The organism is Asanoa siamensis (assembly GCF_016862555.1).
GTDB classification, from domain to species: Bacteria; Actinomycetota; Actinomycetes; order Mycobacteriales; family Micromonosporaceae; genus Asanoa; species Asanoa siamensis.
This window is the reverse complement of the sequence record NZ_BONE01000003.1, coordinates 122,117-146,125: the sequence shown is the minus strand read 5'-3', so window position 1 is coordinate 146,125 and position 24,009 is coordinate 122,117. Positions and strand designations below refer to the sequence as shown.

The 24,009-nt window shown below is 71.0% G+C and carries 15 protein-coding genes; 7 read left to right on the top strand and 8 right to left on the bottom strand.

The genetic code is table 11. The annotated features are described in order from the left end of the window. Positions 1-918 precede the first annotated feature (918 nt). Positions 919-2,361: a glycosyltransferase family 87 protein gene (locus tag Asi02nite_RS03365; protein ID WP_203710621.1), complete on the top strand. Its 1,443-nt coding sequence runs from the start codon at positions 919-921 to the stop codon at positions 2,359-2,361. A gap of 52 nt (positions 2,362-2,413) precedes the next feature. Here Asi02nite_RS03365 and Asi02nite_RS03360 read toward each other — a convergent pair whose 3' ends face one another. Further along, the gene (locus tag Asi02nite_RS03360; protein WP_203710701.1) at positions 2,414-4,306 is read right to left on the bottom strand and encodes a putative glycosyltransferase family protein; all 1,893 of its coding nucleotides are present in this window, start codon (positions 4,304-4,306) and stop codon (positions 2,414-2,416) included. A gap of 1,957 nt (positions 4,307-6,263) precedes the next feature. Then, the gene (locus Asi02nite_RS03355; protein WP_203710620.1) at positions 6,264-7,034 is read right to left on the bottom strand and encodes a deoxyribonuclease IV; all 771 of its coding nucleotides are present in this window, start codon (positions 7,032-7,034) and stop codon (positions 6,264-6,266) included. Between the two features lie 175 nt (positions 7,035-7,209). On the opposite strand from Asi02nite_RS03355, the gene Asi02nite_RS03350 reads away from it, so the two are divergent. The 5 genes from Asi02nite_RS03350 to rplI all read left to right on the top strand — a co-directional run bounded on the left by Asi02nite_RS03350 (position 7,210) and on the right by rplI (position 10,023). Further along, positions 7,210-8,091 carry a hypothetical protein gene (locus Asi02nite_RS03350; protein ID WP_203710619.1) on the top strand — a complete coding sequence of 294 codons (882 nt, stop codon included), beginning with the start codon at positions 7,210-7,212 and terminating at the stop codon, positions 8,089-8,091. 282 nt (positions 8,092-8,373) lie between these two features. Further along, positions 8,374-8,664, top strand: a complete 291-nt coding sequence (gene rpsF / locus Asi02nite_RS03345) for a 30S ribosomal protein S6 (protein WP_203710618.1) — start codon at positions 8,374-8,376, stop codon at positions 8,662-8,664. 82 nt (positions 8,665-8,746) lie between these two features. Beyond that, positions 8,747-9,295 carry a single-stranded DNA-binding protein gene (locus Asi02nite_RS03340; protein WP_203710617.1) on the top strand — a complete coding sequence of 183 codons (549 nt, stop codon included), beginning with the start codon at positions 8,747-8,749 and terminating at the stop codon, positions 9,293-9,295. A 24-nt stretch (positions 9,296-9,319) separates the two neighbouring features. Then, positions 9,320-9,559 (top strand): 30S ribosomal protein S18, encoded by a 240-nt coding sequence (gene rpsR, locus Asi02nite_RS03335; RefSeq protein ID WP_089250287.1) that lies wholly within the window; start codon positions 9,320-9,322, stop codon positions 9,557-9,559. A 14-nt stretch (positions 9,560-9,573) separates the two neighbouring features. Next, positions 9,574-10,023: a 50S ribosomal protein L9 gene (gene rplI, locus Asi02nite_RS03330; protein WP_203710616.1), complete on the top strand. Its 450-nt coding sequence runs from the start codon at positions 9,574-9,576 to the stop codon at positions 10,021-10,023. Positions 10,024-10,087: 64 nt separating this feature from the next. Here the strand turns inward: rplI and Asi02nite_RS03325 are convergent, their stop codons facing one another. Then, positions 10,088-13,357: a hypothetical protein gene (locus Asi02nite_RS03325; protein ID WP_203710615.1), complete on the bottom strand. Its 3,270-nt coding sequence runs from the start codon at positions 13,355-13,357 to the stop codon at positions 10,088-10,090. A gap of 540 nt (positions 13,358-13,897) precedes the next feature. Between Asi02nite_RS03325 and Asi02nite_RS03320 the strand changes: the two genes are divergently transcribed. Continuing rightward, positions 13,898-17,974: a replicative DNA helicase gene (locus tag Asi02nite_RS03320; RefSeq protein WP_373312134.1), complete on the top strand. Its 4,077-nt coding sequence runs from the start codon at positions 13,898-13,900 to the stop codon at positions 17,972-17,974. Here the strand turns inward: Asi02nite_RS03320 and Asi02nite_RS03315 are convergent. The 5 genes from Asi02nite_RS03315 to Asi02nite_RS03295 form a co-directional block, all read right to left on the bottom strand. After that, the gene (locus Asi02nite_RS03315; protein ID WP_203710613.1) at positions 17,971-18,648 is read right to left on the bottom strand and encodes a maleylpyruvate isomerase N-terminal domain-containing protein; all 678 of its coding nucleotides are present in this window, start codon (positions 18,646-18,648) and stop codon (positions 17,971-17,973) included. The two genes, Asi02nite_RS03320 and Asi02nite_RS03315, sit on opposite strands and share 4 nt — an antisense overlap. 73 nt (positions 18,649-18,721) lie before the next feature. Beyond that, complete coding sequence (locus Asi02nite_RS03310) at positions 18,722-19,111, bottom strand: TFIIB-type zinc ribbon-containing protein (protein WP_203710612.1); 390 nt, start codon at positions 19,109-19,111, stop codon at positions 18,722-18,724. Then, positions 19,111-19,767 (bottom strand): phosphoribosyltransferase, encoded by a 657-nt coding sequence (locus Asi02nite_RS03305; protein ID WP_203710611.1) that lies wholly within the window; start codon positions 19,765-19,767, stop codon positions 19,111-19,113. The genes Asi02nite_RS03310 and Asi02nite_RS03305 overlap by 1 nt, the downstream gene beginning before the upstream one ends. Positions 19,768-19,771: 4 nt before the next feature. Then, positions 19,772-21,031: a glycosyltransferase 87 family protein gene (locus Asi02nite_RS03300; protein WP_203710610.1), complete on the bottom strand. Its 1,260-nt coding sequence runs from the start codon at positions 21,029-21,031 to the stop codon at positions 19,772-19,774. Beyond that, entirely contained in the window at positions 21,028-23,433 is a 2,406-nt protein-coding gene (locus Asi02nite_RS03295; RefSeq protein ID WP_203710609.1) for a putative bifunctional diguanylate cyclase/phosphodiesterase, read from the bottom strand. Before Asi02nite_RS03295 ends, Asi02nite_RS03300 begins: the two co-directional genes overlap by 4 nt. Between the last annotated feature and the right edge of the window lie 576 nt (positions 23,434-24,009).

Genomic DNA, 24,009 nt, shown 5'->3' with positions numbered 1-24,009 from the left:
CCGTGGCGTCCAGGGTCTGGCTTGGTGCGCGCGATCTTGGGCCGCGGCCGGACCTTCTTGAAATGGCACGGTCTGTGCCTGGAGGCCTTGGTGCCTTTCGCCTGGCTTGGTCTGGATCAAACCGACCTTGCGCTCGGCCTCGCCACGTCGGGCAGGGCTCGGTCGGCCTTGGCAGGGCCCGGTCGACCTCGGGCGCGGCCCGGACGATCTTGGGCGCCGCCCGGTCGACGTTGCGCTCGGCGAAGCGGCCTCGGCGCGACTCGGACGACCCTTGGCACAGCCCGGACGACGGTGCTCTCAGCGAAACGACCTCGGGCGCGCCTCGGTAGGCCTCGGGCAGGGCCCGGTCGACCTCGGGCACGGCCCGGACGACGTCGCGCTCCGAAGGATCGCCGCCGCAGCTCGGACGACCTTGGGCGCGGCCGGTTGACGTTGCTCTCGGCGAAGCGGGCCTCGGCCGCGGCTCGGACGACCCTTGGCGCGGCCCGGACGACGTTGCGCTCGGCGAAACGACCTCGGGCAGGGCAGGGTCGACCTCTTGCATGGCCCGGTCGACCTGGGGCACGGCCCGGACGACATCGCGCTCCGAAGGATCGCCGCCGCAGCTCGGACGACCTCGCGCTCGGCCGGACGACCTCGGACACGGCCCGGACGACCTCGGACACGGCCCGGACGAACTCGGGCACGGCCCGGACGAACTCGAGCCGCGGCTCGGTGTGGGCTAGGGAGATGTCTCGGGCTAGGCTTCGCCTGATCCTTCGCGCCCAGACCGGCTGAGCCTCTGCGCCCCGCCCCGCCGAGACACCGTCGGCGCCGCGCAGGTGGCTGCGCGGGCCACCCGATGCGACAAAATCGGCGCTCCGGATGGGGCACACCGGGTGGCATGCGGAAAGATGCGTTTTCGTGGGTGCAAACCTGATGCGTGACGAAGCCGGGCCCGTCGATCAGCCGTCGCGATCCGACGGGTTCGTTCGTGGCCTTTCGGAAGCGATCGGTGGGCCGGTCGGCGATCATGCGGTCGAGCGCGCCGGCGGTGCGCGTACCCGTGATGGTTTCTGGACCGCGTCCCGGATCGTGTTGGCCCTGATCTGCCTCACCCTGGCGCTGCACTGGGTGCAGAAGTCACCGTGTCAGGACGGTGCGTGGTCGGAATACCGGCAGTACACGCGGTTCTGCTACACCGACGTGCTCGCCCTCTACTACGCCGAGGGGCTCAACGAGGGCAAGGTGCCCTACGCCGACCATCCGGTCGAGTACCCCGTGTTGAGCGGCGCCTTCATGGGCGTCCTCGGGCTGCCGATCCACGCGCTGGGCAAGGACAACCCGGGGATCAACCAGGGCCAGTGGTTCTACAACCTCAACGCCCTGGTGCTCGGTGCGATCGCCGTCGGTACGGTTGGTGCGCTGCTCGCCCTGCGCAAGAGACGACCGTGGGACGCGGCGATGTTCGCGCTGTCCCCCGCGCTCCTGGTCACCGCGACCGTCAACTGGGACCTGCTGGCGATCGGTCTCGCGGTGTTCGGGATGCTCGCCTGGGCCCGGCGCAAACCGGTCGCCGCCGGCGTCTTGCTCGGCCTCGGCTGCGCGGCGAAGCTCTGGCCACTGTTCATCCTCGGCCCGATCCTGGTGCTGGCGTTCCGCACCAGACGCTGGCGGGCGGCGCTGACCACGATCGGCGTCGCCATCGGCGCGGTGCTCGCCGTCAACATCCCCGTCGCGGTCGCGTTCACCGAGGGCTGGAAGCGGTTCTTCGACCTCAACAGCACCCGGCCGATCGACTGGGGCACATTCTGGTACATCGGCCGCTATCTGGACGGCAAGTGGTCGCCCAACGACGCCGGGCCGTTCCAATGGCTCAGCGATCACGTGTCGACACTCAACGTCCTGACGTACGCGTTGTTCGGTATCGCCTGTCTCGGCATCGCCGCGCTCGCCCTGTGGGCGCCGCGCCGCCCGCGCCTCGCGGCACTGGCCTTCCTGGTTGTGGCCGCGTTCCTGATCTTCAGCAAGGTGTGGTCGCAGCAGTACGTGCTGTGGCTGCTCCCGCTGGCCGTGCTGGCCCGCCCGCGCTGGGGTGCGTTCCTGCTCTGGCAGCTCGCCGAGGTCGGCTATTTCCTGGCCTTCTACGGCGAGCTGCTCGGCGCCTCCGGCAAGCAGGTCTTCCCCGAGGGCGTGTTCGTGCTGGCGGCGACGCTGCGGCTGGCCGGGGTCGTGGCCATGTGCTACTTCGTGATCCGCGACATCCTGCGGCCCGAGCTCGACCCGGTCCGCGCGACCTACGCCGACGACCCGGACGGCGGCGACTTCGACGGTGCACCGGACCCGGTGCGTACGCCGCCACGCGAGGTCGTACCCGTCTGACCGGTGGCCCGGACCGGACCGGACCGGGCCACCATGACCCGGTCCGGTTGGCTCACAGCCCGTAGACCACGACGTTGCCGACGTCCTGGCGGGTGATGCCCAGGGAGTCGACGGGCAGGTCGATCGCCGTCTGCAGCGTGGAGCCGCCCGGGATCAGCTCGCGCACCACGATGACGTTGCGCACCCCGAGCTGGCGCAGGTAGGCGATGCTGCTCTGGTCGGGGAACGTCGCCGTCGCCTGGCGTACCTCGTCGAGCTTCTTCGGCACGAAGCCACTGCCGCCGTTGACGATGTCCTGGAACTTCGTCGTCGACCAGAGCATGAAGTTCTCGTCGTGCAGCTGGTCGCTGGGCAGCACCAGGAGCGGCCCCTCGACCGTCCGCATCGCCGCGGGCTGCGCGGGGACGATCGGGTGCTGCGTCGTGTTGATGCCCTCGACCAGCACGAGCGCGAGCGGGATCAGCGTGACGATCCGCAGCCACGGGCTCGGCCACGGCGGCACGCGGTTGGCCGAGATGTCCTTGACGCGGTCGACGAACGCGCAGACCGAGCCGGCGGCCAGGACGCCGAGCATCAAGGTCACCCAGATCATCAAACGGCCAGGTGTACGGATGCCGTCCCAGCCAGGCGCGTGCTCGAGCAGCGGGATGTAGGTGAAGCGGCCCTCCTGGAACTCGCTGCCCATCGCGAAGATCGTCGTCACGACGATGGCGAGGAGCAGCAGCAACCGCTGCCGGAGGGTCCAGATGCTGAAGAACAGGCCGGCCAGGGCCAGGCCGATCAGGGCGAACCCGGGCAGCAGCGTCATTTCCGGCGGCCAGCCGAGCGAGTCGCGCAGCGGGGCGTGCGCGTCGCCCCAGAGCCACGACTCGGGCGGCGCGGTGAAGAAGCCACTCAGCGGCGGCGAGTAGAGGTCGATCTCCTCGACCCCACGGCGGGCGTACGGGTGATCGGCGGCGACCTCGAAGTACGGGATCGACAGGAGCCCACCGACGGCGGCGAAGACGGCACCGCCACCGAGGTCGGCGAAGAACAGCTTGCGCCCGAACGGCCGGCGGACACCCCAGAACCAGGTGCGGCGGATGAACCAGCCGACCAGGGCGCCGATCGCGAGCACACCCAGCGCGTACGCGAAGACGAGGCCGATGCCGAACCCGAGGCTGAGCTGCCACGCGGCGACGAACCACCCGGCCAGCGCCCAGCCGGCGTGCCGGCGATGCGGCCGGTAGCCGTGCCGGAACGAGAAGCCGTGCCCCCGGGCGAGCATCGCGAGCGCCAGCGGAATGCCGCCGTTGGAGATGATGTGCAGGTGGCCGGCCTGGGCGAGCAGCCACGGCGCGTAGGTGTAGCCCGCCGCCGCCACGGCGCTGCCGGTGCGACCGGCGCCGAGCTGGCGGACGAGCATGTAGGCACCGAACGTGGCCAACGCGTGGGCGAGCACGAACACGATGTTGTAGCGGACGACCGCGGCGACGGGCCCTTCGCCGATCATGCCGAGCGGCGCGTAGCCGAGCAGCGAGTCCGAGAACGCGAAGCTCCACAGCTCCGGGAAGAAGGCGTTGGAGTGCCAGAGCCGGCCGGGGTTGGTCAGCAGGCTGTGCCCGGACCAGGACATCTGCCAGGCTTGCAGGGTCGGATCCCAGATGTCCTGCGGGATGGTGTGTCGCGGATACCGCAGGGTGGGCCAGGTCATGACGACCGCGGTGGCCATGGAGATCAGCGCGGCGATGGTCCACTCGTGGCGCAGGAAGCGCCCGACCCGCCGCCCGACGCGAAGCGGGACGCTCGGCGGCGGCTCGGTCCGCCCGGCGAACTCGGCCCAGCGGTCTGGTTCCTTGGTGCCGTCTTCGTTGGTGTCGTCGCCGTCCTTGTCCTTCTCGGCTACGGCGACCCCACCCGCGGCGGCCGTCGCACCGTCGCTCTTCGCGCTGACGTCCGTTTTCACGGCGTCGGTGGCGGTCTTGCTGCCAGTCGGTGCATTGGCCGGGGTCCCGGTCGCGGACGAGGTGGATGCGGGGGTCTCCCCCGCTTCAGCCTTGGTGTCCGCGGCGGCGCCCGTGCCGGTGGGGATGGAGCCGGCCGCCGTGGCACCGGCCGCCGGGTCCTTGTCAGAGGGCTCGTCGGCCGCGTGGCGGCCACGCCGTTCTGTGCTGGGCTCTGTGGTCGTGCCGGCGTCGTTCTTGACCGCGTGCCGGCCGGTCGGACCTTCGCCGGCCTGCGCGGCATCCTCGGTCGCCGGGGCTGGATCCGCTGCGTCCCCGCTGCCAGCCGCGGCAGGAGCCGCCGGCTGTGATCGCCAGAATGCCCACCACGGCCGCGGCTTGGCCTTGGTCGCCGCGCCCGTCGACGAGTCGCCGGTAGGTGCGGCGGCGGTCGGCCCTGTGCCGGCGCCGGCGGGTGCGGCTGTCGGCTCCGCACCGGATCCGAGGCCTGCTGCCGAATCGTCGGTCTTGCTCGCGTCTGGCTTGCTCGCGTCTGGCTTGCTCGCGTCTGGCTTGCTCGCGTCTGGCTTGCTCGCGTCTGGCTTGCTCGCGTCTGGCTTGGCCGCGTCAGGCTTGGCTGCGGTTGCCTCGTCGTCGCCAGACGGGGTCGCAAGGTCCGCGATTGCCGTTGACGGCTCGACACTGGCCGTCGACGCGGCGCGGTTCTCCTCGCCGTCTTGAGGCGTGTGGCCGCCGCTCGCGCCTTCGGCATCCGTGCCACGTCGCTGCGGCGGAGCCGGCGTCTGCGACGCCACCGCGGTATCGCCGGGATCCGTCGTCACGGTCTGGTCGGCGTCTGACTGCGCCCGGGAAACGGTGGCCCGGCGGCCGCGCCCTCGCGCCTTCGGCGCAGCCGGCGCGGCGGAGGCTTCGCCGCTCTCGGCGCTCGCTCCGGCCCCGGCGGCCGCGACCAGGCCCGCGTCGCTGTCGTCGGCCGGCGCCGCAGCGGACTCGCCGCTCGCGGCAGAGGTCGACGTGGCGCGCCGGGCACGGCTACGCGCCTTCGGCGCCGCACCGCGACCCGCCGCCTCACCTGACTCGGTCGACGTCTCGGCTTGACCCCCGGCCGCACCCGCGACGCCTCCCGCCAACGCGCCAGCGGCAAGCCCCGCCCCGGCGACCTCGGCGCTCACATCTCCCGACGGAGCCGAACGCTTCCGCCCACCACGACGCGACGACCCGGCTTTCGCGGCGCCGGCGCCGCCTTCAACAGCCGCGTCGCGGTCGGATTCGCCTCGGTCGCCCACCACAACGGACCCGCCGCCGGCAGAGGCCGCGCTCTCGACGGTCGCTTCGCGCCCCGAAGCGGCTGCGTTACCGCCGACCGCGTCCCCGGCACCTTCAGCTTGATCGGCGGCGTCGGCCCCCCGCGCGGCGCGATCAGAGGCGTGCCCCTTGCCGGCGGAGGCGTCCGCGCTGGTTGCGGTGCCGACCCCAGGGGCATGGGCGCTTGGGTCGTCGCCCTTGCCAGCGGAGACCTCCGCGCTCGTGGCGCTGCCGACCTCAGGTGCGCGGGCGCCTGTGTCGTCGCCCTTGCCGGCGGAGGCGTCCGCGGTGCCAACTTCAGGCGCGTCTGCGTCCTCTCCCCGGCCGGTGGCGGCGTCGGATTCCGGCGCGCTGGCCCCCGCGGCATGGCCGTTGCCGGCCGTCTCGCCCAGCGACGGCACGCCGCCGGGCGCTGGCGCTGCTTCGTGCGACTCGGCCACGTAAGGCTCGTCGGGCTCCTCCTCACTGGCGATGGAGGGCCTGCGGGTGGGCTCGGGTCCGGGTGCCGCGCGTCGTGCGGACATCGGCGGTTGTTCCGAGTTCATGCCGCTCTTTCTCTCGACCGACCGGAGGCCGGGTCTCGCGAGGGACCGCACCACCGCCGCGTCGCGGTCGCGCCGTCACCCACAAGACACCCCCTAGTGGCGCCTAACGTCACACCTTGCCGCGTAGAAACGCGATGTCGGTAGCTTGGCCGTCGGCTTCGTCCGGGGTTTCGACGATGACCGGTGCGCCGGCCGCGCGCACGACCGCGATGAGCAGCTCAGGGTCGATCATTCCGGAACCTAGGTTGTCGTGTCGATCCCGGCCCGAGTCGAACGGGTCCTTGGAGTCGTTGCAGTGCACCAGGTCGATCCGGCCCGTGATCGCCTTGACCCGGTCGACCAGGCCGAGCAGGTCCTCGCCGCCCGCGTGGGCGTGGCAGGTGTCCAAACAGAAGCCGACCTCGTATTCGCCGACGGCGTCCCACAGCCTGGCCAACATATCCAGCTTGCGGGCGCACGCGTGATCGCCCCCGGCGGTGTTCTCGATCAGCACGGGAGTGGCGAAGCCGCCTTGCTCCTGCGCGTACGCGAAGGTCTTGCGCCAGTTGTCGAAGCCCGTGGCCAGCTCGTCGACCGAGCCGACGTGTCCGCCGTGGACGATCACCGCCTTGGCGCCGACGTCGGCCGCGCCGGCGGCGTGGGCCAGCAGCAGCTTGCGGCTCGGGATGCGGATCTTGTTGTTCAGCGTGGCGACATTGATCAGATAGGGCGCGTGAATGTAGACGTCGACCTCGGCCGACTTGAGGGCCTCGGCGTCGGCGCGCGGCTTGGGCGACTTGTAGCCCTGCGGATCGGTGAGGAAGAACTGCACCGCATCGGCCCCGCGGGCTGCCGCGGCCGACAACGGGTCGGTCGAGTCGACGTGAGCTCCGATACGCATGGGGGCGAGCCTACGTCGCGGGTACGACAACCGCGCACCGGCGCCCGCTCCCGGAATTCGTCGCAAATCGCCCAGTGGCCCGCGTCACCGCGACGCGCTCCGCCTCGTTACCCCGATAGACCAGCCGGGGGCGCGCAGCCGCCACGGCACCGGCCGAGAACGGGAGTTGTGAACGTTGCACGCCATCCGACGCCGTACCGTCGCGTCCGCTGTCGCCGCCTTCTTCGTCGCGGCGCCGCTGGCCATCGGTGGCGCCGCCTTCGCGGTCGACGCCGCGCAGGAGGCCAACAGCCAGGTGGTCTTCACCGGCGATGGGCTGCTGGGCGTGGCCTGCGGCGCCAAGCCGAGCGCCGCCTCGGTGACCGTGCCCGCCGAAAGCACACTGCGGGTGGTCAACAACACCGGCCGTAAGGCGAAGCTGCTGCTCGACGGCGCGACCCGCGGTGAGGTGGCCTCCGGCGCGACCGCCGACGTGCTCTTCCACCGCGGCCCGGTCGAGTTGGCGCTGAAGCCGGACTGCATGCTCGCCGACGAGAAGGCGGTCCGGGTCGAGGTGCTGGCGGCGCCGCCGCCGCCCGCCGCGACCGGCAACGACGCCCCGGCCAACCCGCCGGTCCCGCCGTTCGGCGGCGGCAACGACAACAGCGACAACGGCGGCTCCGCGGACGACGGCGACGACGAAGCGCCGGCGGGCCAGGACCGGCAGGGGCGCGACCGGCAGTCCGGCGACGACGACCCGGCGACGGGGGCTTCTCCCGCCCCGGGCGACCCGGCGAACCCGGACGCCGATCCGGCGAACCCGGACGACCCAGCCAACCAGGACGCCGCGGCGCTCGCGGGGGACAGCTTCGTCGACCCCAACAGTGGTACGCGGCTGGACGGCGCGACGACGATCGCCGGCGCGGCCGCCGAGCCGCTCGCGTCGGTCGACCCGGTCAGCGAGAGCGGTCCGACGGGTCTGCTGGCGCTGATCGCGACGGTCTGCGTGGTGGGTGTGTCTGCTGGTGCAATTCGGGCGATTATCGCTCAACGTGCAAGTCGGACTCGGGCCGCGTAAACTAAATAAATAGGCTCCGCGGGGCGCCTGCGTCCAACCTCGTCGGTGTGGTCGTTCCTCCCCAGGTCCCACCCAAAGAATGCGGATTCAAGGCGCTCCGCGGCTCTGCACCAGAGGGCCCCTTCCATGTGGAGGGGCCCTTACCACGCCCGGAGAAGGCGTACGACATCGCTCCGGTATTGTGGTGGGGTTGTCCGGCACCAGCAGGGTGCTGGGCGACGACGCACGACCTCCTGCCGCGGAAGGACCGCGGCCGCTTAGCCCACAGGAGGTGAGCACGTCTTGCGTCATTATGAAGTCATGGTGATCCTCGATCCCAGTCTCGAGGAGCGCACCGTCGCCCCGTCGCTCGACACGTATCTCAACGTGATTCGGACCTCGGGTGGCTCGGTGGAGAAGCTCGACGTGTGGGGCCGCCGGCGCCTCTCGTTCGAGATCAACAAGAAGGCCGAGGGCATCTACGCCGTCGTCGATCTGCAGGCCGAGCCTGCGGCGGTGGCGGAGCTGGACCGTCAGCTGCGACTCAACGAGTCGGTGCTGCGCACCAAGGTCATCCGGCCCGAGACGCGCTGAGCGCGTCTGTAGGCCAGTCCGAACCAAGCCTCACAAATACTGTCGTACGGCTCTGAGAGCCTGTACGGCAGTGACTCGATGAGTGCACGAGGAGACGGTCATGGCAGCAGGAGACACCACTATCACGGTCATCGGGAACCTGACCGACGACCCCGAGTTGCGCTTCACTCCGTCTGGCGCGGCGGTCGCCAAGTTCCGCGTGGCTTCGACCCCGCGGATCATGGATCGCCAGACCAACGAGTGGAAAGACGGCGAGCCACTCTTCCTCTCTTGCACCGTGTGGCGGCAGGCGGCCGAAAACGTCGCCGAGTCGCTGCAGCGGGGCTCCCGGGTGATCGTCTCGGGGCGGCTCAAGCAGCGGTCCTACGAGACCCGTGAGGGCGAGAAGCGCACCGTCATCGAGCTCGAGGTCGACGAGATCGGCCCATCGCTGCGCTACGCCACGGCGAAGGTGCAGAAGATGTCCCGCTCTGGCGGCGGTGGTGGCGGCTTCGGCTCCGGCGGTGGCGGTGGCCAGGGAGGCGGCGGAGGCAACAACTTCGACGACCCCTGGGCGACGGCCGCGCCGGCGGGCGCCTCCAGCGGTTCGGGCCGGTCGAACAGCTACTCCGACGACGAGCCCCCGTTCTAACGAGAATCACCAGGAGCACGAGCAATGGCTAAGGCTGCTGCACTGCGCAAGCCGAAGAAGAAGGTGAACCCGCTCGACAAGGAGGGGATCACCTACATCGATTACAAGGACACCGCGCTGCTGCGCAAGTTCATCTCTGACCGGGGCAAGATCCGTGCCCGCCGGGTCACGGGTGTGACGTCCCAGCAGCAGCGTCAGATCGCCCGCGCCGTCAAGAACGCGCGGGAGATGGCGCTGCTGCCTTACACGGCCACGGCCCGCTGAGAGGAGGCACCGATATGAAGGTCATCCTGACTCAGGAGGTGTCCGGCCTCGGCACGCCGGGCGACGTGGTGGAGGTCAAGGACGGCTACGGCCGCAACTACCTCCTGCCGCAGGGCTTCGGCATCCGCTGGAGCAAGGGCGCGGAAAAAGAGGTCACCAACATCAAGCGGGCCCGCGGGGCTCGTGAGATCCGCGACCTCGGCCACGCCAACGAGGTGAAGGCCCAGCTCGAGGGCCTCAAGGTCACGCTGCAGGTCCGCGCCGGCGACGGCGGCCGCCTGTTCGGCTCGGTGACCCCGGTCGAGATCGTCGACGCGGTCAAGACCGCGGGCGGCCCCTCGCTGGACCGCCGCCGCCTCGAGCTGCCGGGTCACATCAAGTCGACCGGCAGCTACCCGGTGAAGGTCAAGCTGCACCCCGAGGTGACCGCCACCTTCGACGTGACGGTCAACCGCAGCAAGTAAGGCACCACGAACCAGGGCGTCGCACCAACCGGTGCGGCGCCCTGTTCGCGTTTACGAGGGCGGGTCAGCCCAGGGGTTGGCCGGTGAAGACGCTGTTGAGCACCGCGGAGAGGCCGCCGCCGACTACCGCGGCGGCTAGGCCTACGCTGCCGGCTCGCCAGCTGTGGCCCAGCCAGCGTAGGGCGATCGCGGCTATCAGGCTGATGCCCAGTGCGATGCCGAACTGTGGCACGCCCGAGAGCAGGCCCTCCAGCGCCTGGGCGCGGGGCGACTCGCAGCCGCCGCCGGTCACGTCGCTGATGCAGTCGTCGATCGCTACCGCCGGCAGGGTCATCAGCCAGATGCCGAAAGCCAGCACGGGTACGGCGTACCAGGCGGCGGCGTACAGCACCGCGGCGAGGAAGCCGCCGTTGTCCGTGTCGAGTTGCTCGAACTCCTCCTGCTGCCACATCCCACCGCGCTGCGGCGTGTACTGCCGTTGCGGTGCCGCCGCCCGTGCCGGCCGGGTCGGCGCCGACTCGCGGCGCGTGGCGCGGGCCGGTGCGCCCCAGCCCGGATCCGTGGCGTCCAGGGCGGGCGGCATCGCCGCGCGGGCCAACTCCTCGTCGGCCTGCGTCCGGCCGCGGCGGGAGCCACCGTCGTCGTAGGCGTCCGGCTCCGGCCGGCGCGGCTCCGGCAGGCCGACCGCCGGAGACCGCGGTGCCGTCGCGGGCGTCTCCACCCAGCGCGGGTCGTCGCCGGCCAACCGGTGGCCCGACCAGAAGGCCTCGAACTTCTCCTCGGCCTCCTCGTCCTCGATGCTTCCGACCAGGCGGTCCCACTCGCTCGTCGAGGTGGTGCTGTCGTACTGGCCCGTGTCGGTCATCCGCTCCCACGAGCCGGTGTCGTCGGCCGGCCCGCCCGGGCGGTGCCCGGAGTCCGCGTCCCGCCGCCGGCGGACCGGGTCGTCGGTGCGCCAACCGCCGGTCTGGGCGGCGTCGTCGCGGGCCGCCTCCCGCCGGTCGCGCCGCCCGGCGTCCTGGCCCGGGCGGAGGTCCCGACCCGAGGCCGGCCGATCGTCGCGACGCGAGTCCGGCCGATCGTCGCGACGGGAGTCCGGCCGAGAGTCCGGTCGGCTGTCGCGGGGCGGGGCCGTGCGGTCCTGCGGCTGGTCGAGCGGGGCCATCGCCCGGCGGGACCACTCGCCGGTCATGTCGGGGTGCCGCCAGCGGTCCGCGTCCGGCTCGCCGGCCCACGAGCCGCGGCGCCGCCCGTCGCCCGTCGCTTCGTCGTCCCGGCCGCGGCGCTGCGTCGGCACGTCGCCGTTCGCCGGGTCGCCACGCCAGCCCCGACCGTCGTCCTCGGTGTCCGGCTCGGCCGCCCGCGCGCGGCGGCCGCGACTCATCGGCTCGTCCGGCTCCTCGGCCCGGCCACGCCGCCCACGGCTGGGTGGCGCGTCGGTCGGCTCGTCGTCGGCGTGCCTGCGGCCGCGGTTGCGGGTCGCGGTGTCGTCGAGGCCCGCGCTCCAGGTGCCGCCGTGGCCGGTCGTTTCCCGCGGGTCGGCCTGGTCGCCGTGCCGGGCCCGCCGCCCGGGCTGCTCGAGCGCGTCCGGTTCGTCGCGGCGGTACCGGCGCCCGCGGGTCGGGGCGTCGTCGCGATCGAGTCGGGTGCCGGTGACCTCCGGGTACGCGACGCCCGTCGCCCCCGTGGACCAGCTCGGACGGTCGCTCTCGGGCTCCTCGGTCTCCGCGCGCCGGGATCGGCGGCCGTATCCGTCGCCGTACCGTGTCCGGCTCGGCTGTGTCAGCGGGTCCGCGTCGTCGGTGTGCCGGCCCGCGCGGCCGCGCAGCGGCACCTGGATCGAGCCGGTGTCACCGCGCCGGCCCAGGTCGGGCAGCTCGGTCTCGGTCGCCTCGGTCTGCCAGCTGGGCGATCCGCTCTCGGCCTCCGCGGCGCGCCGACGGCGGCGTCCCCGGCTGACCGGCTCGCTCTCGGTGCTGTCGTCGCCGCGGCGCCGGCCGGGGACATCGGCGCCGGCCGCGTACCCGACGCTCGGTAGCTCCGTGTCCGTCGCCTCGTCGCGCCAACTCCTGCCGGACCCGGTGTCCTCGACCCGGCGGCGACCGCGGCTGACCGGCTCGGACTCGGCGGCCCGCCGCCGCCCGCCGCTCGTCAGCTCGGGGTCACCGTCCCAACGTCCCGCGCGGGAGTCGGCGACGCCGTCACCGCGGCGACGTCCGCCGCTGGACAGCTCGATGTCGGTGGAACCGCTGCTCCAGTCGCGCCCGGCGCGGGAGTCGCCCACGTCGTCGCGCCGCCGGCGTCCGCCGCTGGACAGCTCGATGCTGCCGGAGTCGCTCGCGTCGTCGCGCCGGCGGCGTCCGCCGCTGGACAGGTCGATCTCGTCGTCCCGGTCGCGCGCGGGCCGCGCGTCGGCGACGCCGCGACCGCGCCGGCCACCGCTAGCCAGCTCGACGTCCGCGTCGCGAATCCCACCGGTACGGGAGTCCGACACGTCCCGCTGCCGCCGCCCACCGCTCGACAACTCGATCTCGTTGTCGCGCGCGGCCCGTGAGTCGGACACGTCCCGCCGACGGCGTGCGCCACTCGACAGCTCGATCTCGTCGTCGCGGTCACGCAGCGCGCGCGAGTCCGAAACGTCCCGCCGGCGTCGCCCGCCGCTGGACAGTTCGATCTCGTCGTCGCGGAAGCCGCGCGAGTCGGTTACGTCCTGGCGGCGTCGCCCGCCGCTGGACAGCTCGACGTCGTCATCGCGGTCACGCAGCGCCCGTGAGTCCGAAATGTCCCGCCGACGCCGCCCGCCGCTGGATAGCTCGATCTCGTCGTCACGACTGCGCGCCGCGCGTGAGTCCGAAATGTCCCGCCGCCGACGCCCGCCGCTGGACAGCTCGATCTCGTCGTCACGGAACCCGCGCGAGTCCGACACGTCCTGCCGACGGCGCCCGCCACTGGACGTCTCGATCTCGTCGTCGGCTTCGTCCCGCCGGCGCCTCGCCCGTACCGGCGGCTCGTCGGTGTCATCACGCCGGTTGCCTCGACCGCCGCCGGTCTCGACGACCACCATGTCGTCGTCGGCGGGCTCGTCCTTCCAGAACTCCTTGGGCAGCTTCAGCGACGCGGTGTCCTCGAGCTGCGTGATCGCGGCCAGCTCACCGCCTGACGCACCCAGCGGGTCCCATTGCGACACCGCGTCGGGCTTGGGCTCGGCGGCCGTCGGCCGGACACCGCGCCGCGCGCCACTGCGGCGCGGCCGGTCCTCGGCGGACCGGGACGAGCGAGATCTCGGCGACGACGCGGGGGCGTCATCACCGCGCGACCAATCCCGATAGTCCACGGCGGGGGCGTGACCTTCCTGATTTCGGATCGCAATCGTCCGTGTCGTGAACACAACAACGGACGCGTCGATGGTAGTCGACCCGGAGACCGGTGGCTGGTCCTGGATACGGCGGATTTCTTTCGTCCACACATTGGGGACCGAGGAACAGCACGTCAAACGCCCGTTGCGGGCACCGGAACGACCGTCGTACACAAGCTGTACACAGGTCTGCACACACCCTCTGGCCTGCTTTCCACAGGTTGTCCAAAGGTTCGTCCACGCGCCTCTTTGCCCTGCGGGCGCAGGGACTCCTATCGTTGCCAATCGGTTCGTGACGGAACCGACGCGGCGTCCCCCGGTCGTGTCGGGGCGGTCGGGTTCATATTTCGGTTATAGTACATCCGTACGAGAGGGGGCTCCGTGTCGATCACCGACGACGTGCGCGGGGGCCGCCCCTCGGGCCCGCCGCAGGACGCTCAACCTCCCCCGCAGCGCGAGGGCGGCTACGACAAGACGCCCCCGCAGGACGTCGCGGCCGAGCAGAGCGTGCTCGGCGGCATGCTGCTCTCCAAGGACGCGATCGCCGACGTCGTCGAGATCCTCAAGACCGGCGACTTCTACCGCCCGATCCACGCGACGGTCTTCGACGCGATTCTCGACTTGTACGGCCGTGGTGAGCCCGCCGACGCGGTGACGGTGTCGGCAGCGCTGGCCGACTCCGGCGACCTGCTGCGCATCGGCGGCGCGCCCTACCTGCAGACGCTGATGGCCAGCGTGCCGACCGCGGCCAACGCCGGCTACTACGCGCGCATCGTCGCCGAGCGTGCCGTGCTCCGCCGCCTGGTCGAGGCCGGCACCAAGATCGTCCAACTCGGCTACGGCTCCGCCGCCGGCGGCGGGCGCGACGTCGACGACGTGGTCGACCTGGCCCAGCAGGCGATCTACGACGTCACTGAGAAGCGGGTCAGCGAAGACTTCGCGATCCTCGCCGACATGCTGCAGCCGACCCTCGACGAGATCGAGGCCGTCGGCGCCCAGGGCGGCGTGATGACCGGCGTCCCGACGGGCTTCACCGACCTCGACCGCCTGCTCAACGGCCTGCACCCTGGCCAACTCGTGATCGTCGCGGGCCGACCCGGTCTGGGGAAGGCACTGGCTCTCGACACACCCCTGCCCACGCCTGCGGGCTGGACGACCATGGGCGAGGTCCGCGTCGGCGACCTGCTTCTCGACGCGTCGGGCCGACCTACCCGAGTCACGCACGCATTCGACGTGATGCACGACCGACCGTGCTTCGAGGTGGAGTTCTCGGACGGATCCGTGCTGGTCGCCGATGCCGAGCATCTGTGGAAGACCACCACGCGGGCTGGCCGGCGACAGCGTGCGGAAGCCAAGCGGGTGCCGCGGTGGTCGCCGGCCGCACGCGCCGCTGTCGCTGACGTCGTGGCCGCCTCGGCGGCACAGCCGGACCAGCTCGTCACCTACGGCGAGGCGGTCTCGCTGGTCGGTGACCGATTCCGGCACGTTCTCCACGGTGTTGCCGCCGAGGTGGGCATCGGCGGCCGGGTCACACGTGAATATGTCCGTCGGGACCAGCCCTGGCGGCGCCAGATCGACGCATACTCACGCCGCGAGTTGCTGGAGACCCTTCTGCGCCGGGTCAACCGGCCGGCCAATGTGGAGACCACGCTCACACACTCGCTGACGGCGACGACCAGCGAGATTCGCGAGACGCTGCGGTGTCCGGGAGACGGTCGGCTGAACCACGCCATCGAGAACACTCGGCCGTTGTCGCTGCCAGAACGAGCCGATCTCGTCGTCCCCCCGTACACGCTGGGTGTGTGGCTCGGCGACGGCCACGCCGAAGGCGGCCGGTTCACCTCCGTTGACCCCGAGATCGCCACCTACGTCGAGGCGGACGGTTTTGCCGTGCGCCCAGGCGCCGATCTGACCTATTCGATCCATCTGTTGCCGGGAGAGTCGCTGGCAGCACGTCAGTGCATCGTCTGTGACAAATCCTTCACCCCGCGCGCCAGCAGTGTGCTGACCTGCGGTCGCAGCTGCGGCAGCACCACGGCATCGCGAACCCGCCGGCGGACGCGGCAGGCATGCGCTGGTTGCGGTGAGGTCACCAGCGGCACTGCCAACGGCTCGCGCCTTTGTGCCGCCTGCTACCACTCCTCCGGCTCATTCACCGGGCTGCTGCGCCATATCGGGGTGCTGGGCGACAAACACATTCCCCAGCACTACCTCCGTGCTTCCGAGCGTCAGCGGCGTGCGTTGTTGGCGGGTCTGCTCGACACCGACGGGACCGTGACGACGACAGGCAACGCTCAGTTCACCTCAACCTCGCGGCGCCTGGCTGACAACGTCCATGAACTCGTCGTCAGCCTCGGCTACCGCTGTTCGATCACGACGCGTCGGGTCAACGGCCGCCGACCGGAGACGTCAACGGCTTACACGCTCAACTTCACCACCACGGACGATGTATTCAGGCTGGCGCGCAAGCGCCTGGCGCACGACGAACGGCGCCGGTCATCGACATCCTCGCGCACCGGCTCCCGCTACATCGTCGACGTTCGCCCAGTGGCTTCTGTGCCGGTGCGCTGCGTTACGGTCGACAACGAAGACCACCTCTACCTCGCCGGCCGCGCGATGATTCCGACGCACAACAGCACCGCCTCCATGGACTTCGCCAGAAATGCCGCCATTCGCCACAACTGCGCGAGTGCCATTTTCTCGCTCGAAATGAGCAAAGTGGAAATCGTCATGCGGCTCCTCTCCGCCGAGGCGCGGGTGCCGCTGCACGTGCTCCGCTCAGGGCAGCTCTCCGACGACGACTGGACCAAGCTGGCCCGCCGGATGGGCGAGATCAGCGAGGCGCCGCTGTTCGTCGACGACACGCCCAACATGAACCTCATGGAGATCCGGGCCAAGGCCCGCCGGCTCAAGCAGCGCCACGACCTCAAGATGATCGTGGTCGACTACCTGCAGCTGATGAGCTCCCCCAAGCGCACCGAGAGCCGTCAGCAAGAGGTCGCCGAGCTGTCCCGTGGCCTCAAGCTGCTCGCCAAAGAGGTCGAGTGCCCGGTGATCGCGGTGTCGCAGCTCAACCGCGGTCCCGAGCAACGCACCGACAAGCGGCCCCAGCTCTCCGACCTGCGAGAGTCTGGCTGCCTCACCGCAGAAACCCGGCTCATTCGCGCGGACACCAACGCTGAGGTCACCCTCGGCGAGTTGATGGCGTCGCAAGCGCGGGACGTTCCGGTCTGGGCGCTGGACGAGCGGCTCAAATACACCCCACGGACGATGACCCACGTGTTCCCGAGCGGTCGCAAGGAGACGTTCCGGCTGCGCCTGCGGTCGGGCAAAGAGATAGAGGCGACCGCCAACCACCCCTTCCTCACCTTCGACGGGTGGCGGGCCCTCGGTGACCTCTCCGCCGGCTCGCGAATCGGTGTGCCCCGACATGTCCCCGCGCCTACGACGGTCGCGCCGGCATGGGCGGACGCCGAGGTCGTCATGTTGGCCCATCTCTTGGGCGACGGCTCGTTCGTCAAACGCCAACCGATCCGGTACGCGAGCATCGACGAGCAGAACCTGGAAGCGGTCACGGAAGCCGCGCGCCACTTCGGTGTCGCGGCCGTGCGTGACGAGTTCCCCGCCGCACGGGTGACGACCCTCCGGTTGCCGGCGCCGCACCGCGTCGCGCGCGGTCGGCGGAACCCGATCGCCGAATGGCTTGACGACCTGGGCCTGTTTGGCCTCCGCTCCCACGAGAAGTTCGTCCCGACCGTGCTGGCGGGCCTCGAGAAGCGGCAGCTCCGCCTCTTCCTCCGGCACATCTGGGCCACCGACGGCTCCGTGACGATGACGCGGGGCGGTCGAGGCGGACGGATCTACTACGCCAGCACCAGCCGACGCTTGCTCGACGACATCAGCCGGTTGCTGCTGCGGTTCGGCATATCCGCGCGTATCCGCACCGTTCCGACCAAGACGGTCAGGGCGCAATACACGCTCGACATCTCGGGACGTGACGACCAGTTGCGTTTCCTCCGCGAGATCGGCGTTCATGGTGCTCGCTCCGCCAACTGCACGCTGCTTCTCGCGGCGCTCGAGGGCGTCATCGGCAACACCAACGTCGACACCGTGCCGGTCGAGGTGTGGTCCCGCGTCCGTGCGGTGCTCACCGAGCGGGGTCTGACGCAACGCCGGTTCGCGGACGCGATGCAGACCCAGTTCTGCGGCAGCACCCTCTGGAAGCACGCACCGAGCCGCCAACGGCTGGCCCGGGTGGCTCAGGTGCTCGACGACGCTGAGCTGGAACTCCATGCCACGAACGACATCTTCTGGGACGAGATCGTGGCGATCGAGTCGCTCGGTGAGCGGGACGTCTTCGACGCGACCGTCCTGGGCACGCACAACTTCATCGCGAACGGCATCGCCACTCACAACTCGATCGAGCAGGACGCCGACGTCGTGATCCTGTTGCACCGCGACGACTACTACGACAAGGAGTCGCCGCGGGCCGGCGAGGCCGACTTCATCGTGGCCAAGCACCGAAACGGGCCGACCGACACGGTCACCGTCGCGGCCCAACTCCACCTGTCGCGCTTCGTCGACATGGCGATCTAGGAAAGCAACGGAAACCAGCCCGCCGCCTCACCTAGGGCGAGCCGGTCACGCGGCGTCAACGCCTCCCGCCCACTGGCCTTCAGCAGATATTCGGTCCGCGACCAGCTCACCGGCCGCACCACCTCGTCACTGAGCAGACCATCCATCGTGGACACCGCGACGTCCAGCGCGACCTCCGGCGGGTCCGCCGCGGCCGGCAGGTCGACGCAGAGGTCGAGATGGTGCACGACCGCCTCGGTGACCAGCGTCGCGATGAAGTCGGGCACCGCCAGCACGTGGCCCTGCGTCGCCACGAACGACCCCGGATCGGCGGCCGCGGCGGCGCGGCCGGCCGCCGGCGCGGTCTCGACCCACACCGCCGCGATCGCCGTGGGCCGCTCGAAAGCGCTCGCCGCGCGTCGGGTCAACCACGCGCTGTGCCGGCTCGCCACCGGGTCCGGGCTGCCCGGGAACGCCGACCAGTACGACACGTGGTCCACATCGGATGGACCGGGTACGTTGCTGGCGAACGTGATCAGCGCCCGCTGCGCGTCGGAGAGCAGATGGTGCAGCACGTCGGCGACCACCCAGCCGCGGCACCGGGTCGCCCGCAGCAGGTCGTCGTCGCTCAACGGGAGCACCGTGGCGGTGATCGCGTCGTACGCCCCGACGAGAGCGTCGGCGGGTGCCGTCATAACTAGACGATCTCACGCGAAGCGGGGGCCGGCAGCCGACAACGGCCACCGACCCCCGCGGACGGGCGACGGATCAGTCGAACAGTTCGCCCAGGAAACCCTTGTGGCGCTTGTTGCGGTAGTGGCCGTGGTAGCCGTAATGCCCGCCGTGACCGCCGTAGGCGGGCTGCGGCGGGTAGTGCGCCGGCGGAGGCGGCGGCACGTGGCTGGGCTGCCCGTACCCGGGCTGGCCGTGCCCACCCGGCGGCGGCGGGGGCGGCGGCGGGTAGCCGGCAGGCGATGGCTGGCCCGGCGCCGGTGCGGACTGCTGACGGTTCCAGTTGGCCTCGGCCTCGAAGATCTTCTCGAGCTCGCCACGGTCGAGGAAGATCCCGCGGCACTCGGTGCACTGATCGATGGTCACGCCACTGCGTTCGTACGTACGCATCTCGCCACGACACTTCGGACAGGTCATCTGCATCACTAGACGGTACCGGGTGGACGCACATCGGCCGAGTCGAGCGCCTCGGCCACCTCCGCATCGGTCACCTGGTGGAAGTCGTCGTAAAACTCGGAAACCGCACCGAACACGGGCGGCCGCAACGGACAGACGAGCTCGTCGACCAGCGGTTCCAGCGCCCGCAGGGCCCGCGTCGACCCGACCGGCACCGCGAGCACGACCCGCGCGGCCTCGAGCGCCCGGGCCACCGCCACCGCCGCCCGTGCCGAGGCGCCCGTCGCCAGCCCGTCGTCGACCAGCACGGCGACCCTGTCACGCAGCGTCAACGCGGGCCGCCCACCGCGGTAGCGCGCCTCGCGCCGGACCAACTCGGCGGTCTCCCGCGACAGCACCGCGTCGATGTCATCCCGCTCCAGCCGTCCGGCCACGTCGTCGTTGCGCACCACGATGCCGCCGGGCCCGAGCGCCCCGAACGCGACCTCGGGCGCCCACGGCACGCCCAACTTGCGGATGACCAGGGCGTCCAGCGCGATGCCGAGTCGGGCGGCGACGGTCGCGGCCACCGGCATGCCGCCGCGCACCAGCCCGAGCACGACGGCATCGCGCCGCCGCGCGTAGCCGGACAGCGCGTCAGCGAGCGCCGCGCCGGCCGCCGCCCGGTTCGGGAACGAACCCTCCACCCATTCAGGTGTACGCCGTCGCCCGCCCGTCCGTCGCCTCTTCCACGCGAACACGCGGGTCAGACGGCTGATCGGCAGCCCAGGCCAGCATGTACCCCCACGCCAGCAGCGCCACCGGGTACAACAGGTAGCCGAACCGCGTCGCGGGCATCAGCAGGATCGCCGCCAACAGCCCGTACCCGCTGATCATCGCCGTGGCGGCCGCGGTCCGCGGCGGTCGCCGGATGATCCAGACGGCGATCACCACCCCGGCGAGCAGGAGCAGGCCGGTGGCGATCACCCGCCCGCCGGGCAGGCCGGAGGCGATCAGGTGCCCGGGAAACGGCGACGCCGCCGGGCTGGTCACGACGCCGTGCCCGAGCGGGAACCCGATCACGTTGTCGAACAGGGCCCGCGGATCGCGCAGCAGCGGCGGCACGATCGCGAGCACCGGCAACCCGATGGCGCCGATCGCGAACCGCCCGAGCCGCCCGCGGACCAGCGCGTGGATCAGCAGGACGGCGATGATCGGCAGGGCGAACAGCTTGAGCGCGGCGGCGAGCCCGGCCGCGACACCCGCCCAGCCCCAGCGCTCCCGGTGGCAGAGCACCAGCGCCAGCAGGCAGAGCGCGAGCACGGGAATGTCGTCACCGCCGGTCGCGACGGTCAGCGCGCACACCGGCAGCACCGTGGTGAGCTGCACCGCGCGCAGCAGCCGCGGCCCGCGGACCAGCGTGACGGCGACGGCGAGCGTGGCCACGGTGGCGAGCAGGAACCAGATCCGGGCGTCCGTCCACCAGGCGTCACCGAAGAGGGCGCGCGGCAGACCGAACAACGACATGCCCGGCTGGTACGGCAGATAGCCGAGCAGCCGTTCGTCGGCGGGCAGCCGGGCGATGGTGTCGTCGGAGAGGTACGGCGTCGCGTGCTGCAGCAGCCTGCTCCCGCCGTCCTCGACGACCAGCACCTCCTCCTGCGCGCGGTCGGTGCGCCCGCCGGCCCGTTCGACGCTCTGCACGAGCATCGGCACCCACGCGGTGGCGATCCAGGCGAGCCCGGTGATCGCGGCGCGCAGCCGCGGGTCACGGTTGCCGACCAGCCACTGCACGAGCACGGCGAGCGCGGCGGCCGCGTACCCCCAGGCCGCGATCGCACCCCAGGCGCGGTGCGGCAGCAGCGTCGAGGTGACCGCGGTGATCGCGGCGAAGCCCGCGGACAGCGAGTAGAGGCCGAGGTCGAAGGCCAGCCCGCCGGCCGCGCGGTCGAGCCGGGACCAGGTGATCATCCGCCCAAGTGTGGCAAACGCTCGCCGCGCTGTCGCGGCACCGGGCGCCGGTGCGGGCTGAGCCGGATGACGGCGCCCTCGTCGTGCAGCGCCGGTGCGAGCGTGCCGGGCCGCCCACCGGAGCCGCGGTGCAGCGACGCGAGCAGTCGTGCGGCGGTCATCGGCCGGGCGAACAGCTGGCCCTGGCCGGCGGTGACGCCGAGCTCCCAGAGCGCGCGCCGCTGCGGCTCGCTGTCGACGCCCTCGGCCACCACCGCGAGGTCGAGGCTGCGGCCGAGGTCGACGGTCGAGCGGATGACCGCGCCCGCCTCCGGCGAGGTCTCCATCGACGTGACGAACTGACTATCGATCTTCAGCTCGTGTACGGGGATCCGGGACAGCACCGACAGCGACGAGTAGCCGGTGCCGAAGTCGTCGAGCGCCAGCCGCACGCCCTCGTCGCGGAGCCGGCCGAGGACCTGGTCGACCACCTCGAGCTGGCTGATCGTCAGCGTCTCGGTCAGCTCGAGGATGAGCCGGTCGGGCGGCAGGTCGTGAGTCCGCAGCCGGGTCATCACCGAGCCGGGGAACCGCGGGTCGAGCAGGCTGCGCGGCGCCACGTTGACGGCGACCGGCAGGTCGAAGCCGGCCTCCCGCCAGGACACACAAGCCAACAGCGCCTGATCGAGTACGGCCTCGGCGAAGGCGGGCAGCAGACCGTTGCGCTCCACGGTCTCCAGGAATCGCAACGGGTCGACGGTGCCGTGGTCAGGATGGTGCCAGCGGGCCAGCGCCTCGGCCGTCAGCACCTCGCCGCTGGCCAGATCGACGATCGGCTGGAAGTCGACGGTGAGGGTGCCGTCGGCGACCGCGCTGGACATGCCGCCGGCGATCGCGAACCGCCCGATGTCGGCGGTGTCGCGCGCGTGCGAGTAGGTGGCGATCCGCTGGCCGGACCGCTTGGCCTGGTACATCGCGACGTCCGCGCGGCGGAGCAACTCGGCGATGCCACCACTGGACGGCACCGCGGCGATGCCGCCGCTGGCCTCGATGCTGATCCGCATGCCCTCGACCTCGATCGGCTCACGCAGCGCCGCGATCAGCCGATCGGCCCGGTAGGCCGCGATCGCCGGCGCGGGCAGCCCGGTGAGCAGCACCGCGAACTCGTCGCCGCCGAGCCGGGAGACGAGGTCGCCGCCGTGGGCGGCCGCCTTGAGCCGGTCGGCCACCTGCTTGAGCACGTCGTCACCGGCCGCGTGGCCGAGCGTGTCGTTGACTTCCTTGAAGTGGTTGAGATCCAGGAGCAGCAGGGCGATCACGCCGTCGGAGTGCCCCTCGGCGATCAGCCGCTGACCCTGGTCGAGCAGTTGGCGCCGGTTCGCCAGCCCAGTCAGCGCGTCGTGCGCCGCGTCGTGCGCGTGCACGATCGCGATGCGCTCCAACTCGGCGTACGCGGAGGCGTTGTGGATCGCGGTGTTCAGCGCCGAGGCGAAGGTGCGCAGCTTGTAGATCTCCATCTCGTTGAGCTGCACCGGGCCGCTGAAGCGCAACCGCAACTCGCCGATGGCGTTCTTGTTGATGCGGTCCTCTAGCACCGTGGTGATGACGTAGGCGTCGCTCGGCCATTCGCCGTCGCCGGCCGGGTCGATCTTGCCCCCGGTGCCGCGCACCCGGGTCGGCGGATGGAAGACCTCGACCTCCGCACCATCGGCCGAGAAGAGGTCTGGGCTCCACTCGACCGCGACCTCCATGACCCGGCGCAGGTCGACGTCGTTGAGCGCCTCGGCCGAACTGGCCAGCCGCTGCCACGAGGTGCGCTCGTCGCGCTTGCGGATGCGACTCGAGTACCACAGGTGCAGGGTCAGGATCAGCAGCGGCGCGACCAGCAGCACCTGGGCGTCACGGTTGACCGACAGGAGCCAGACGATGAAGACCGTGACGAGGAGCCGGGCGAGCGCGAGCCAGATGCGGATGTCGAGATAGCGCCGGAACTGCTGGCTCAGCGGCGTCCTGGTGGCCAGCGCGACGACGGGGTGGACGAGCAACTCGTCGAGGACGGTGACGGCGACGAACGCGAGCACCATCGCCCCGAGATGGAATTGCGGGTAGGTGCCCGTGAACGCGGCACCGCTGGCGTAGACAACGGCCGCGCCAGCCGCCGCGGACAAGGTGTCCTTGGCGGCGCCGAATGCCACCTTCATCGGACTGAGTCGATTGAGGATGCGACCGATCAGGATGCCCACCGCGGTGGAGACCACCACCCACGGCGGTGGGACGACGGCCAGACCGACGAGCGTGACGATCTCGGTCCACGACTGGCCGTATCTGTTGGAGCCGATACGCACGTTCAGCATTGCCCGGTTGGAGGCCGTTGCCGCGACGATCAGCGTGCCGATCACCAACGACGACGGATATTCCACCATTTTCGTGACAATGGCATAAACGGACGCCGTGACCGCGATAGCCGCCGCAAACACCACGAGACCGACGAGCAGCCTCAGCTGCCGATCGGTCGCGTTGTGGTGAGATCTTGGTTCGCCGGTCAATCGGTCCCCATCAGAACGCCACCCACGAGTGACGACATCCTACCGGACCGTGACCTCGCTGATCGGGGTCAGTTCCAGTCGTTCGCGTACATAACCCGCTCCAGGTCTCCGGCCGGCTTGTTCCGGCGATGGGAGCAGACTAAGTTGATCGCGGCCTGATTTGAACCGAGAAATGTCGATATGAGCAGTATTCGCTAACTGCACGGCGTTTTGTAACGATGCGTTCGCTGACGAATGCATAGCGCATTCACGTCAGTGCGGTTTGTACGATTCGGTCCGAACCGCTCTATGGAATCGGAACCGAGCGGGCAGTCAGCGATTGTGTGCGGTGCGTGGGCAATGGGTGGCACTGCATATTCTCGGCCTAGAAGCGGTAAGGGACCACCCCTGCTCGCGTGACTTATGTCAACGCTCCGCATCTGCATACTTGGACCAATCCCGATAAGGCCGGAT